This is a genomic window from Streptomyces sp. NPDC021356 (assembly GCF_040641015.1).
GTDB lineage: Bacteria > Actinomycetota > Actinomycetes > Streptomycetales > Streptomycetaceae > Streptomyces.
In genome coordinates this window covers 95,838-109,149 of record NZ_JBFACU010000024.1, presented here as the reverse complement: position 1 = coordinate 109,149, position 13,312 = coordinate 95,838, and the positions used below count along the sequence as shown (strand labels likewise).

At 69.8% G+C, this 13,312-nt stretch carries 14 protein-coding genes and 2 pseudogenes; 9 read left to right on the top strand and 7 right to left on the bottom strand.

What is annotated here, in order from left to right; translation table 11 throughout:
- Positions 1-904: 904 nt before the first annotated feature.
- Entirely contained in the window at positions 905-1,480 is a 576-nt protein-coding gene (locus AB0G56_RS28695) for a DUF6233 domain-containing protein (protein ID WP_360974488.1), read from the top strand.
- Positions 1,481-1,511: 31 nt separating this feature from the next.
- Here the strand turns inward: AB0G56_RS28695 and AB0G56_RS28690 are convergent, their stop codons facing one another.
- The gene (locus AB0G56_RS28690) at positions 1,512-1,649 is read right to left on the bottom strand and encodes a hypothetical protein (RefSeq protein WP_360974485.1); all 138 of its coding nucleotides are present in this window, start codon (positions 1,647-1,649) and stop codon (positions 1,512-1,514) included.
- Positions 1,650-1,986: 337 nt separating this feature from the next.
- Here AB0G56_RS28690 and AB0G56_RS28685 point away from each other — a divergent pair, with 337 nt between their 5' ends.
- The 3 genes from AB0G56_RS28685 to AB0G56_RS28675 all read left to right on the top strand — a co-directional run bounded on the left by AB0G56_RS28685 (position 1,987) and on the right by AB0G56_RS28675 (position 4,094).
- Positions 1,987-2,454: a nuclear transport factor 2 family protein gene (locus AB0G56_RS28685; protein ID WP_167531713.1), complete on the top strand. Its 468-nt coding sequence runs from the start codon at positions 1,987-1,989 to the stop codon at positions 2,452-2,454.
- Positions 2,454-3,020 carry a TetR/AcrR family transcriptional regulator gene (locus AB0G56_RS28680; protein ID WP_360974482.1) on the top strand — a complete coding sequence of 189 codons (567 nt, stop codon included), beginning with the start codon at positions 2,454-2,456 and terminating at the stop codon, positions 3,018-3,020. Before AB0G56_RS28685 ends, AB0G56_RS28680 begins: the two co-directional genes overlap by 1 nt.
- A gap of 234 nt (positions 3,021-3,254) precedes the next feature.
- Complete coding sequence (locus AB0G56_RS28675; RefSeq protein WP_360974479.1) at positions 3,255-4,094, top strand: alpha/beta hydrolase; 840 nt, start codon at positions 3,255-3,257, stop codon at positions 4,092-4,094.
- A 302-nt stretch (positions 4,095-4,396) separates the two neighbouring features.
- Here the strand turns inward: AB0G56_RS28675 and AB0G56_RS28670 are convergent, their stop codons facing one another.
- The 4 genes from AB0G56_RS28670 to AB0G56_RS28655 form a co-directional block, all read right to left on the bottom strand.
- Positions 4,397-5,218 carry a hypothetical protein gene (locus AB0G56_RS28670; protein ID WP_360974476.1) on the bottom strand — a complete coding sequence of 274 codons (822 nt, stop codon included), beginning with the start codon at positions 5,216-5,218 and terminating at the stop codon, positions 4,397-4,399.
- A 133-nt stretch (positions 5,219-5,351) separates the two neighbouring features.
- Positions 5,352-5,681, bottom strand: coding sequence for a NucA/NucB deoxyribonuclease domain-containing protein (locus AB0G56_RS28665; protein WP_360974473.1), 330 nt, complete (start codon positions 5,679-5,681; stop codon positions 5,352-5,354).
- A gap of 394 nt (positions 5,682-6,075) precedes the next feature.
- A complete protein-coding gene (locus AB0G56_RS28660) occupies positions 6,076-6,528 on the bottom strand; it encodes a hypothetical protein (protein ID WP_360974470.1) in 453 nt (150 codons plus the stop codon).
- Positions 6,529-6,577: 49 nt separating this feature from the next.
- A complete protein-coding gene (locus AB0G56_RS28655; protein WP_360974467.1) occupies positions 6,578-7,339 on the bottom strand; it encodes a DeoR/GlpR family DNA-binding transcription regulator in 762 nt (253 codons plus the stop codon).
- An 89-nt stretch (positions 7,340-7,428) separates the two neighbouring features.
- On the opposite strand from AB0G56_RS28655, the gene AB0G56_RS28650 reads away from it, so the two are divergent.
- From AB0G56_RS28650 to AB0G56_RS28635, 4 genes and pseudogenes are all read left to right on the top strand, one after another.
- Positions 7,429-8,640, top strand: a complete 1,212-nt coding sequence (locus AB0G56_RS28650) for an MFS transporter (RefSeq protein ID WP_360974464.1) — start codon at positions 7,429-7,431, stop codon at positions 8,638-8,640.
- Between the two features lie 108 nt (positions 8,641-8,748).
- Positions 8,749-8,955: pseudogene (locus AB0G56_RS28645) on the top strand (LLM class flavin-dependent oxidoreductase); the annotation flags it as partial.
- Between the two features lie 106 nt (positions 8,956-9,061).
- Entirely contained in the window at positions 9,062-9,670 is a 609-nt protein-coding gene (locus AB0G56_RS28640; protein WP_360974461.1) for an LLM class flavin-dependent oxidoreductase, read from the top strand.
- Positions 9,671-10,024: 354 nt separating this feature from the next.
- Complete coding sequence (locus tag AB0G56_RS28635) at positions 10,025-10,483, top strand: hypothetical protein (RefSeq protein WP_360974458.1); 459 nt, start codon at positions 10,025-10,027, stop codon at positions 10,481-10,483.
- 31 nt (positions 10,484-10,514) lie between these two features.
- Here AB0G56_RS28635 and AB0G56_RS28630 read toward each other — a convergent pair whose 3' ends face one another.
- Positions 10,515-11,723, bottom strand: a complete 1,209-nt coding sequence (locus AB0G56_RS28630) for an IS256 family transposase (RefSeq protein ID WP_360974552.1) — start codon at positions 11,721-11,723, stop codon at positions 10,515-10,517.
- 204 nt (positions 11,724-11,927) lie between these two features.
- On the opposite strand from AB0G56_RS28630, the gene AB0G56_RS28625 reads away from it, so the two are divergent.
- Positions 11,928-12,191: a hypothetical protein gene (locus AB0G56_RS28625; RefSeq protein ID WP_360974455.1), complete on the top strand. Its 264-nt coding sequence runs from the start codon at positions 11,928-11,930 to the stop codon at positions 12,189-12,191.
- Here the strand turns inward: AB0G56_RS28625 and AB0G56_RS28620 are convergent.
- Positions 12,183-13,245, bottom strand: a pseudogene (locus tag AB0G56_RS28620) (transposase); the annotation flags it as partial. The gene AB0G56_RS28625 and the pseudogene AB0G56_RS28620 overlap by 9 nt on opposite strands.
- Between the last annotated feature and the right edge of the window lie 67 nt (positions 13,246-13,312).

Genomic DNA, 13,312 nt, shown 5'->3' with positions numbered 1-13,312 from the left:
GCGGGCAGACCGTCCCACGGCTGCGGCAATGTGGTTTCGAGCCACCTGGTCGCCACGCAGATGAGCACAAGCACCAGGATCAGCAAGCCTCAGTCTCCCCGGCTTCACGTCTGGGACTGTAGCGCCGCATCCTCCACCTTCACCACATGCGCCAACCCACCACTCACCCCAGCTCCCATCCCGTCCGCCGTCGACCCACACACCGGGGAGCGTGCGTGGTTCAGGGCATCCAGGTGGAACGTGCCACTGTACGAACGACCTGGACGCCCTGGACCGCGTCTGCTCGGCTTCGCCTGGGCCGACGGTGGACGGGATGGGAGCTCCCCACGCACGCGCCAACGTGCCCGCGGTCGGCAACGGCGCCCCTCCATGTCGCCGCCCGGCAGGCCGCGTACCCGGCGACGGCCGGCGCCTGGGTTGTCGCCGACGGCCAGGCGGTCGCTCTGGTGAGAATCGGCCCCGCTCGGTGCGAGGGCGCGCCGTGGTCTCCCGGCCCAGGCCCTGGACCTCGCCGGGCTCTCAGATAACTCGGCCTGCTGCGACTGCCTTTGACCTGCCGGTATCACGGTCTAACCCCTACCCTCAGTAGGGTGTCTTCCGTATCCGCGCCGACACCCTCACCCGCCTCGCAGCCCAATCATGATCCTCGGTTCCCCTTCACTGGAGCCGACTGCGGAGGCTGGGGATTTGACGTCACCCGTGAGACAGACGAGCAGTGGCCGTGGTGAGACAGAACGAAGCCACGCAGGTCACGAGGCCAGCACATGCGACAGGGCGTGAGATCCCACAACTTCCAGGCTACGAGCCCACCCGCCCCACGGCACCCAGACACCTCTCCCTCGCGAAAGATCCGCCGACGCAGGCGGCGCAGAAGGACCGAGAACGGCTGCGTACGGTGGGGAACGTGACGCCGCCCCCTGGCCCTGCTGCGCCCGGCCCCGTGCCGGTGCGGGTCGTCCTGCCCCCCGACCCGGTCCTGGGCCATCCCGAGCAGGAGATCGTGGCCCGGTTGTGGAGGCGGCGGCAGACCGAGAACGGCTGGGTGTTCCAGGTGGGCCTGCCGTCGTACGAGGGCAGCGAGGACGGCGCCCTGCGGGCCGCGGAGTACCGGGTGTGGGTCCGCGCCCCGGAGCATGTGCGGCCGGTCGACGGCGTCGACTACGACCAGATCCCCACCGACCGGCTGGAAGCGCCGGCCCCGCCGTCAGCCGTCCGCGAGATTCTCGGAGAGCGCCGGCCGTCCGGCTGGGTGGTGCAGAAGGTCCGAATCCGGCGCGGCCCCGGCCGGCGTGTCCTGCACGCCCCGGACTGCACCGAGGCGCCGCAGGATGCGCCGGTCCTGGACCTGGAGCGCGCCCTGGACGTCGCGGAGAACCCGGCGACGACCTTGTGCACCCTGTGCGGGGCCGCGCAGGAGATCACGCCGGTACTGCGCGGATTCGACCACACCGGAGACGAGACGGACCCTCCCGGCGCGTAGCGCGGGCTCTGGCTCGGATCCGGGGCGACAGTCACGGCTCCTCGGGCCAGGCCGTCACCACGGCGCCCGTGGTCTCGTCGACGAGGGAGACGGCGGCCTCGTCGGGCAGAGCGTTGGCTGCGGCCGTGTCGTCGGATTGCAGAGCGACGGTCTCTGTGGCGACGGGCACGCTCTGGTCCGCCCCTTCGGCGCAGGCGCCGGCGACGCCGCGTGCACGCAGCGCGTCGAGTGACAGCTACGCCACCGTGGTGCACGGCCCTCTCGTCGAGGTCGCTTCACCGTCTTCGCGGGCTTTGACCTGCCCGAACACGGCCTTGGCATCCTGCAGGGGGGCGGAACTCTCGGCGCGGGCAGCGGTAGCGGCCTCGATGGCGGGGCGAGATTCACGCATCTGCGAAATCCAGTGTTGACGCCCCCATCAGCCGTCTGTACTGTTAGGTACACACCGAACCGAACAGTACACATTGTATCGATCGGTACACACCTTGCTCTCGAAAGGCGCCGTGATGTCTCGTCCTCCCCTTCCCCCGTTCACTGAGGCCACCGCGATCCAGAAGGTCCGCGCCGCCGAAGACGCGTGGAACACCCGTGACCCCGAGCGCATCTCCCTCGCATACAGCGAGGACAGCTGGTGGCGTAACCGCTCGACCTTCGTGCAGGGCCGCCCCGCCATCGTCGACTTCCTCGCCGACAAGTGGGACCGGGAACTCGACTACCGCCTCATCAAGGAACTGTGGGCGTACACCGGCGACGTGATCGCCGTGCGCTTCGCCTACGAGTACCATGACGCTGCCGGCCAGTGGTTCCGCGCCTACGGCAACGAGAACTGGCACTTCGACAAGGACGGTCTGATGACCCACCGCCACGCGAGTATCAACGACGTCGCCATCGATGAGTCCGAGCGCAAGTTCTTCTGGGACGCATCCGGCCCCCGTCCGGCGGACCACCCCGGCCTGAGCGAGCTCGGACTGTAATGGCACGAACCGTCCTCGACCGCTCGGACGTCGTCCACGCCCTCGCCGGCGTCTTCCGCAAGCGAGGTTTTGAAGGCGGCTCCCTGTCGGTCATTCAGCAGGAGACTGGCGTCGGCCGCGGCAGCCTGTACCACTTCTTCCCCCGAGGGAAGACCGACATGGCCGCTGCCGTCCTCGATCAGGTAAGTGAGTGGTTCGAGGAACGGATCTTCACCCCCCTGCGCACTGCCAACGACGCCGCCGAGGCGATCGAAGCAATGTCGCAGGAGGTGGCGCAGTACTTCACCTCGCGCAATCGCGTGTGCCTGTTCGCCGCGATGACCTTGGGTGAAGAACAGGACACGTTCGCCGACGCGGTGCGGACCTACTTCACCGACTGGGTCGACGCCCTCGCGGGAGTGCTGCGCACCGGCGGTCTCTCACATCAGGAAGCGGCAGACCGCGCGCTGGACGCAGTCGCGGCAATACAGGGCGGCCTGATCTTGGCCCGTGCATACGGCGACGACGCGACGTTCCTCGGAATCGTCGCCCGCACCGAGCAGTACCTGCTCGGTGCCACTCGCTGAGCGGACACCCCAGACCGGCGTCAGTCTGGCGACCGGTCCGGTCCGTCCCCACTTCACAGTGCCCGCATGCGGCTGATCGCTCAGCCGCATGCGGCCTCTACCTCCGACCGGCCGGCGCCCCCGGCTGGCACACCTCGCTGCTGCCGTCCTGCCGGCGCAGCTCACCGTCGCGGCGAAGCCGTCGAGACGCCATGCGTGCCGCCGGATCCCGGCGGCACAGACGAGGAGTAAGACATGCCGTTCGTCACCACGCAAGATGGCACCGAGATCTTCTACAAGGACTGGGGCCCGCGCGATGCCCAGCCCATCATGTTCCACCACGGCTGGCCGCTGTCCTCGGATGACTGGGACGCGCAGATGCTGTACTTCCTCACCAACGGCTACCGCGTGATCGCCAGCGACCGTCGCGGACACGGGCGTTCCTCCGACATCGGCTCCGGTCACGACATGGACCACTACGCCAGCGACGTCGACGCCGTCGTGCAGCACCTGGACCTGCGCAACGTTGTGCACGTCGGACACTCCACCGGTGGCGGACAGGTCGCGCGGTACGTGGCCAAGTTCGGCCAGCCCCAGGGCCGCGTCGCGAAGGCGGTACTCGTCGCGGCGGTGCCCCCGCTGATGGTGCAGACCGCCGAGCACCCCGACGGTGTTCCCGTCTCGGTCTTCGACGGCTTCCGCGACGCTCTGGCGGCCAACCGGGCAGAGTTCTTCCACGCGGTGGCCTCCGGCCCCTTCTACGGGTTCAACCGTGACGGCGTCCCGCTTTCGCAGCAGGTCGTGGACAACTGGTGGCGCCAGGGGATGACCGGAAGCGCCCTTGCCCACTACGAGGGCATCAAGGCGTTCTCGGAAACCGACCAGACCGCAGACCTCAAGGCCATCACCGTGCCGGTGCTCGTCCTCCAGGGCGACGACGACCAGGTCGTCCCGTACCAGGAAGCCGCCCTCAAGCAGGCGGAGCTCCTGCAGAATGCAACCTTGAAGATCTACGAGGGACTGTCGCACGGAATGCTCACCGTGAACGCCGGCGACATCAACCCTGACATCCTCGCCTTCGTCCAGCAGCCCTGACTGTACTTGAGCTTGTTCTTTAACCTTTCGACGGATGTAGGGCGATGAGTGTCTTCTCGCGTCGGACGGTTTTGCCCACGTCGTAGCGGGGCGCCCGGCTCCTGTACTCGTGCCGGGTGGTCGTCCGGGACCGGGCCGGTGAGGTTTCGGTGCTCTGGCGGGACAGGTCGCTCGTTCGGCCGCGCCGCCAACGCAAGCTCGTCTGTCGGCGGACAGGACCTGACGAGTCAGACTCCGATGCCCCCTGTCCCCTTGGCCGCCTTCCGTTGTGCGGCCCCGGGCCCCGCCCGCGAAAGTGCCTGTCAGTAGTGCTTCCCTCGGTAGGCACCGTCGGTGCCGACGCCGCGGCTCCAGTCGCCAAAGCTCGTGTTCCCCAGTTCCAGGTTGACGGCGAAGGAGCCGGCCGCGGCGAGGGTGATCCTGAACGGGGCATCGTCCTCGCCGGGCAGGTTGTTCACGGCCAGCAACGGCCACTCCGCGGAGGCCAGGGTCTGTTCGTCGGCGATGAGGAGGAAGGGGCTGTCGGGCCAGTCCTCGTCGTCGCGTGTGATCCGTGCCTGGAGCCGGCCGGGCGTGAAGCCGGTGTAGAGGGGGTTGTCGATGACGGTGACCGACTCGTAGTGCTCCGAGCCGCCTTCGAGGACCTGGAGCAGGCGCGCCCAGGGGTCGGGCTGGTCGTAGGAGGTGCGGATCAGGAGGGGGCCGGCGGTCTCCTCGATCGTGGGGGCCGGCGGTCCCGGTTGGGCGCCGGTGCGGTTGCCGGGGATGACCTGGATGAGGAAGCGGGGCTTTTTGCCGTCCGTGGAGCGGTCGGCGGCGTGGACGCGGACCAGGTAGGGGCCGGGTCCTGCGGTGGCGAGGTTCTCCTTGCGCACGGGTGTGTATCCGCTGTCGCACAGGGCGAGGAAGCCGGTCGTGGAGACCAGGGTGGTCTCTTCGACCTCGTCCCAGCCGTCCTCCGTTCCCGGGTCTTCTCCGGCGTAGAGGGTGACGACGGGGTTCTCCAGGGCGCTGCCGGCGTCGATGTGCAGCCAGTCCTTCCCCGCCGACAGGAGTCCGCGGCCGTGCGGCTTGGGGCCGCCGGTGTCGGGGTCCATGACGGTGAGGTCGCCCCACTCCTTCATCTTCAAAGGGCGGGTACGGCCTTGGAGGTGGGGCCAGGTCGGGCGTGGCATGAGAACCCCCGTCGTGTGCGCGGTGCCTGCCGGTCAGGTGGTGCCTGGGGTCAGTGTGGCAGGCACGGGTGCGGTGCTGGTGTTACTTGATGTGGACGTAGTAGGCGTCGCCGTTCAGTACGCGCTGGCTCTTGTAGAAGCCGCCGAGGCGGGCGCCGGCGCTGCGGTTGTCGCCGGCGGAGATGATGCGGGTGCTGCCGCGGCGGGCGTTGCCGCCTTCCTTGCTGGCGGCGAAGGGGTACTCGTCGCAGTCGTAGTTTGAGGGGTTGGGGTTGTGGACCTTGGCGCACATGGCCTTGCGGTGGGCGGCGATGGTCTTCGCGTCGGTGATGCGGTGCAGCGGGGTAGATGCGCCCGGGTGCCCGGAGATCTTGCGCTGGGCGTCGTAGATGTGGGTGGCGGACTGCCTCATCTGCCGGTCGCTGCGGGAGGGGGTGGAGGTGGGGGCGAAGGAGGGGAAGACGCAGTCGGGGTTCTTGGTGCGTTTGGTGGGGCCCCAGAACGTGTCGTCTCAGTGGTACTTGGCGGAGTTGTAGGTGAACCCGCCGGTGTGTAACCGGGCTTGGTGAACGAGAACCGGTAGGAAGCCCGGCTCGTGAGCTGCTTCCTCTTCGCGACGCTCGCGGCGTAGCCGACAGTGCCCTTGTGGGCGGGTCCGAGGGTGGAGCCCTGCGGGAACTTGACCGCGGTCTTCACCCCCTTACCACCACCGACGGAGACGCTCATGCGCACCCCGCCGGCGTTGACGAGCGTGGCCTTGCCGACGGTGAAGCTCTCGCCCCACTTGAGCTTGCTGGTCTGCAAGGTCATGGAGTGCCTGATGTCGAAGGTCGCATAGCCTTCCGGTTTGCCGTTCTTGGGCAGGTTGACCCGGGCGCCGATGCCCATGCACATACTCGTGCGGGTGATCGTGATGGGTTGAGGCGGCAGCTCGCCGCCGCCGCGGTGGAGACGAAGGCGGTCTTCACCGCAGCGGCCTGGGTGACCGTGAGGCTGTACTTCGCGGGCGCGGCCTGCGCGCCGGTCACACTGATGCCGGTCACAAGGAACGCGGCGAAAGCTGTTCCGATGGCCACTTTCCGTGGCGCGTAGGTGACCATGCCGAGGACTTCGACGAGGGTCTGGGTGACCAAGACGACCGCAGCGACCTCCAGGCCCGCCGGCAGGGCGAGAGCCAGGGGCAGGACGACCAGGGAGTTGCGGATCGCGCCGGTGAAGACGATCGCCCGGCCCCCAGGGGTGAGCGGGAAGCGGGCCACGAGGCCGACCTCTGCCGGGCGGGGGCGGCGCGCCCGCACGGCGGAGCGGTCAGACGGTTTTGACGGTGGTGCCGGCGCCTTCGAGTGCGGTGACCTCTTCGGCGGGTGCGGTGGTGTCGGTGACGAGGGTGTGCAGGAGGGTGGCGGGGCCGACGTGGGCGTAGGCGGTGCGGCCGAGTTTGGCGCCGTCGGTGGCGACGATGGTGCGGCGGGCGGAGGCGATGCCCGCTTTCTTCACCGCGGCGTCGTCGAGGTCGTAGGCGGTCAGGCCGTCGGCGGCGCTCAGTCCGCAGCAGCCGATGACGGCGGTGTCGAAGCGCAGGGCGGCCAGGGAGGCGAGGGTGAGGGGGCCGGTGAGGGCTCCCTCGGCGGCGCGGGGCTGTCCGCCGGGCACGACCAGTGTGGCCGGGCCGGGTGTCTCGCCGAGCAGGTGGATGGCCTGGAGGGACAGCGGCATGACGGTGACGGGCCGCTCGCGCAGGAGGCGGGCGACCTCCAGGCAGGTGGTGCCGCTGTCCAGCAGGACGCTCTCGCCGTCGGCGATGAGCGCGGAGACCTCGGCCGCGATCCGCCGTTTGGCGTCGATGGCCTCGTGGGCGCGCAGTGCGAAGGGGGGCTCCTCGCCGCGGAGCAGCAAGGTGCGTGCCCCACCGCGGACGCGTTCGAGAACACCCTGGGCGGCGAGGGTGTCGAGGTCGCGGCGGATGGTCATCTCCGAGGCGCCGGTCAGCTGGGCGAGCTCTTGGACCGTGGCGCCGCCGGAGTCCCTGACGGTCTTGGCGATCAGTCCGTGCCGGTCTGCGTTGCTCATACCGCGATTGAACACCACCAGAAAACAAACAAGCAATCTGTTCATACCTCGACTTTCGAACATGATTGATGTTCGTTACGGTGGGTGGCATGGAACGTTCGCTTCGAGCCGCCCGTGTGGCGACCTACATCTGTTTCGTCTTGTGCGGCACCCTGATGGGCACCTGGGTGGTGCACATCCCCGCGATCGAGGACCGTGTGGGCATCAGCCACGCCACCCTCGGCGGCTTGCTGGTGCTGCTCGGGCTCGGAGCCTTCATCGGGATGCAGGTGGCCGGCCCCCTGACCGACCGCCTGGGCTCCCGCGTGGTGGTCCCCGCTAGCGGCATCCTGTGCGGCGCGGCGCTGGTTCTGCCCGGTCTCGCCCGGGATCCGTGGACGCTGGCCGGTGCACTGCTGGTCTTCGGGTTCTGCAACGGCTGCCTGGACGTGAGCATGAACGCCCACGCCGTGCACGTGGAGAAGGCGTACGGGCGGCCCGTCATGTCCGGCTTCCACGCCACGTTCTCCGTCGGCGGCGTCCTCGCCTCGCTCGTCGGTGCGGGCGCGGCGAGCGCGGGCCTGAACCCGGCCGCGGGCATGGCCGCCATCGGAGCCGTGGGCGTCGTGATCGCCCTGGCCTCGGCACGCGCCCTGCTACCCGCCGCCGAGAGCCCCGACGCCGACTCCGTCTCCGCTACGGAGCCTGACCCGGCACCGGCCGCCAGGCGTCGCAGCAGCACGGGGCGGGTCTGGCTGCTGGCCGTCCTGGCGCTGATGGTCATGCTGTGCGAGGGCGCCGCCAACGACTGGAGCGCCCTGCACCTCAAGGACGTCCTCGGTGCGCCGGCCAGCACGGCCGCCTTCGCGTACGGCACCTTCGCCGCGGCCATGACCCTCGGCCGGCTGCTCGCGGACCGCTTCGTCGCCCGGTTCGGCTCCATGGCGATCCTGCGCTACGGCGCGGCCACGGCTGCCGTCGGCATCACACTCGTGGCCCTGGGCCCGTGGATGTGGGCCGCGTTCACCGGCTGGGCACTGTTCGGGCTGGGCCTGTCGGGTTGTGTCCCGCAGCTGTTCAGCGCGGCTGGGCATGCCGACCCCGCGGCCGCCGGCGCGAACGTCTCCCGCGTCGCCGGACTCGGCTACGTCGGCATGCTCGCCGGCCCCGCCGTCATCGGCTGGCTGGCCCACCTCGTCGCCCTCAACCACGCCTTCGTCCTGCTGACCCTGCTGTGCGTGACCACCGCCGTGGGCGCCCGCGTCCTGCGCACCGGAGCCGACCACACCCGCCAGAGCGAGATGGCAGCCGCCGGCCACTGACCGCTTGTGCGGCACGAGCCTGACCCTCGTGCCGCACAAGCCCCCCAGCTCCCCAGCCCGCCGAGGACCGGGAGGCGAAATCCGCCGCCGTTCCCCAAGGAGCCCCTGATGCCCGAGCCCCACACCCAGCCCGCCCGCGGCCGCGTCAGCGTCCTGCTGCCCCGCGACCTCCCCGCCCGTGACGCACTGCCGTACGCACGGCGCGCCGAAGAACTGGGCTTCGAACAGATCTGGGTGGTGGAGGCCCTCGGCTGGCGCGGCGGCATCGCCCAGGCCGCCATCGTCCTGGCCGCCACCACGCACATCACCGTCGGCATCGGCATCCTGCCCACCGGCGCCCGCAACGTGTGCTTCACCGCGATGGAACTGGCCACCCCCCCAGCTCCGCGCCGGCCGTCTCATCGCCGGCATCGGCCACGGCATGCCCGACTGGATGCGCCAGGCCGGAAACTGGCCCGCCAGCCCCCTGACACTGATCAAGGAGTACACCACCGCGCTGCGCCGGCTCCTGCGGGGCGAACCCGGCCCCGCGAACGGCCGCTACGTGCAATGCGAAGGCGTCGTCCTCACTGAGACACCCGCCACCGAGGCCATCCCGCCGGTCCTCCTGGGCGTGCGCGGCCCCCGATCACCGCAAGCCGCGGGCGAGGTCGCCGACGGGCTCCTCCTGGCCGAACCCGCGGCCCCCTCCTACATCGCCACCTCCCTGCAGCACATGGACGCCAGCGCCGCCTCCGCCACGGGCGACCGGGAGATCGTCACCTACGACGCCGCGGCCGTCGACGACGAGGAAGCCGCCCTCGCCCGCGGCCGCGCCGGAGTGGAGGCGGTCGGCGAGCCCGAATGGGCCGCGCACATCGACCCCGTGCCCTTCGCCGCCGAACTGCGCGCACACCGCGCCGCCCGCCCCGAACGGCCGCACGTTCGCCCGGACCCTGCCCGCCGCCTGGGTCCGCGAGCTGAGCATCGCCGGCACCCCCGAGCAAGCCCGCGCAGCGATCGAAGCCCGCCACGCGGCCGGAGCGATTAGCGTCGCCCTCGCCCCCGTCGGCCTCGACGCCCTCGCCTGCCTCGGCCCCCTCGCCCGCGCCCTGCCAAACCGCCCCTGACGCCCACCACCTGACCTGGAGGAACCCGCACCGTGTCCCCCCGCCGACCCATCGTGCTGTTCGACCTCTTCGGCGTCCTCGCATGCCACCAGCGCCCAGGCGAGGCTCCCTCGACAAGATGGCCGCCCTGAGCGGCGCGCCCACCAAGGCCTTCACCACCGCCTACTGGACCCTCCGCCAGCCCTACGACGCCGGACAGTGGACCGCACCCCAGTACTGGACAGGCGTCCTGGACTCGCTGTCACTCACCGCCGGCCCGTCTGTAGCATCAGCGCGTGCCGGAGATATGGATCGGTCCCGACGTCGCTGCCCGGCGTAGGAACTGGTGGTGGACCGCGGTCTTGACGCTGCTTTTCGCGGGCATGGCAGCGGCGACGGAGGCGACAGCCACGACGGGCCGCTGGTGGTGGGCTGGCGTCGTCGGCGCCCTTTGGCTGGCTTCGCTCTTCTACATGATCAACCGCGGACATGGCCGAACGCTCCTCGCGCCCGACCGGATGCAGTTCTCCACCTTTGTCAGCCGCAGATCCATCGCGTGGAGTGAGATCACCAAGATCGAGCCGCGGAGCCACCAGACACGCGGCGGGGCGTGGTGGGAGGTGCGCGTGCATCGGGCGAGGGGACGATCGCTCGCGGTCCCGGGGATCTTCACCAGCCGTCGTGGCGATGAGGTCTTCGAACGCAACCTGGCGGTGGTCCGCGACTACTGGTCCCGCGCGACCGCCCTGGAGTGAGTCACGTGACGTGCACGCTCGTTGAGGGCGTTCAAGCTGCTTGTACTTCGGGGCGTTCGACGAGGTGGCCGCATTCGAAGCGGGCTCCGGCGTGGACGAGGGCGACGAGGTGGGGCGCGTTCACGGCCCGCCAGCGGGCTTGGGCAAATTCGACGAGCATGAAGACCATCGCGAGGGCGGCGGCCGTGCTGCCGGCTCCCCGGGTGACCTTGGTCCGCAGCCGGACCGTGGCGAACGTCGACCCGATCGGGTTGGTCGTGCGCAGGTGGATCCAGTGCTCGGCGGGGAAGTCGTAGAACGCCAGCAGCTCCTCGACGTCGTCGGTGATCTTCTTGACGGCCTTGGGCCACTTCGCGCCGTAGGCATGCTCGAAGGCGGTGACCGCCTTGAGTGCGTGGTCGCGGTCCTCGGCGTTGTAGATGTCCTGCAGAGCCTTGCGGGCGCCGGGCTGGGCCGACTTCGGCAGGACATTGACGACGTTGGCCGTTTTGTGAACCCAGCACCTCTGGTTCCGGGCTTCGGGGAAGACCTCGGCCAGGGCCTTCCAGAAGCCGAGCGCGCCGTCGCCGACCGCGAGCACGGGCGCGTGCATGCCGCGGCGAGCGCAGTCACGCAGCAGGTCGGCCCAGGACTCGGCGGAATCGCGGTAGCCGTCGGCCATCGCGATCAGTTCCTTGGTGCCGTCCGCGCGCACGCCCATCAGCACCAGGACGCAGGACTTCGCCTCGGCGAGGCGGATGCGCAGGTGGATGCCGTCGGCCCAGACGTAGACGTAATCGGACCCGGTCAGGTCGCGCTCGCCGCATGCCTTGTGGTCAGCCTGCCACTGGGTGGTGAGGCGGGTGACGGTGGCCGGCGAGAGACCGGCCGAGCTGCCCGGGAACTGCTCCAGCGCGGGCACGAAGTCGCCGGAGGAGAGGTTGTGCAGGTAGAGCAGCGGGAGTACCTCGCTGATCTTCGGGGACTTGCGGCACCACGGCGGCAGGATCGCCGAGGAGAACCGCTTGCCCTCCCCGGTGCTCTCGTCGATGCGCTTGTCGTTCACCAGCGGGGCCTTTACCTCCACCGGCCCGGCGGCAGTGGCCACCGACCGGGGCTGGTGATAGCCGTTGCGCACCACCAGACGACGGCCCGGGTCGTCCCGTTGATCGACCAACTCAGCTATGTAGGCATTGACTTCGGCTTCCAGGGCGGCGGCGAGCATCCGCCTCGCCCCTTCACGGACGATCTCGTCGATCAGGGAGCCGTTCGGGGTACTGCCGTCGGCATTGGCTACGCTGAGAACGGGCGTGCCTTCCCGACCCGCGCTGCGAACGCGGGCCTACTCGGTGACCATCACAGGATCAATCGGGAAGGTACGCCCTTCGCGTCCAACCCGAGGTTGATCCACAGATCTTGAGCTTGGCGTTTAACCTCATGGGCAGTTCGCGCTTACTGTAGGCGCGTGAACGATATCGACACCGAAGCCCTTGGGTGGGAGCTCATCGGCTGGGACAGCGACGAGCAAGCCGCTCATGTCACTGGCCTGACCCGAGTCGAGATCCTGAGTATCAGGGACCTGTTCCCCGGCCGCGACGACGACTTTCTTGCGACCGCGGTCTACGAGGTTCCGCCCGCGCTGTACTCGGCAATGCGGAGTGCCATCCCGCACCTGGAGTTCCGTGAGGGGCTGGAGTACCAGATCGGTGGTTTCCGCCTATCAGTCTGAACTTGTCGATCCGCCAACGCGTCGGGGCTTCGTGCCGACCTTGTGGTGTGCGGGTCGGGTGTAGGACTCGCCGGTGGTGAGGACGCGTCCGACGTCGTAACGGCTGGCGGAGCGGCGGTTCTTCGAGCCGGGCGGGCGTCCGGGGCCGGGCCGGGTGGGTTTCGGTGCGCCGGCCGGAGAACCTGTCTTCGTGCGCAGGTTTCCGAACCCTCTGCGGACGCGGGCGGGTGTGAGTCTGTTCGGCTCGGTCGGCTTCTCCCAGGGCCTTCGGAGGTCGGTGGCCAGCGGACGGGCGAGCCGGAGCTGGGCGTAGGTGGCGATCACGAGCCAGGTCCACCGGTCGGCCGCTTCCGAACTGCGGAGCCGGGGCTTGGTCCAGCCGAGGGTCTGCTTGAACAGGCGGAATGTGTGCTCGATGTCGAAGCGGCGGAGGAAGGACTGCCAGCACCGGTCGACGTCCGCTCCGGTGGCGCCGGTGCGCGACCACCACAGCCATACCGGCTTGTTGACCCCGCCGCTGGGCAGCTTCTCCACGACCAGCCGGATGACGGTGCCCTCGATGACGGGCAGCGGCCCGTCGTGGTCGAGCCATGCGGCCCGCCGGGTCAGCCGCGGGTGCAGTCGGTCCCACGCCTGCGCGGTCGCCTTCCCGTAGAGCTGTGTGTCCGTGACTGTCACGGCCTGTTCGGTGCCCCAGGTTACGGGATTGCCGAAGACGAACTCGCCGCCGTGTTTGGGCGGTCGGCCGCCCTTGGGGTGGGGCCAGGTGGAACTCTTCGCGGGAGGGTGTCGGACGCCGCATCACGCGATCGGACCGGAGTCGGCCGAGGACCTCGACGGGCAGGCCGTCCAGCAGGTGGGCGATGCGAGGGGCGTCGTATCCGGCGTCCAGCACGACCAGGACCTCCGGGTCGCCCGGCTTCCACTGGCCGACGGCGAGCAGCCGCTCGACGACCTCGCGGATCTGCATGGTTGTCACTGCGGCGACGTCGGCGCCGGGCTGAAGGCGGACCGCGTCCAGCACCGCCGTCCAGGAGGTACGGCCGGTCTCCAGGACGCGCTTACGGGCCTCGCGCAGCTCGGCCGGCTCACCCGACGCCGTCGCGGGCCTGGCGCCCTCG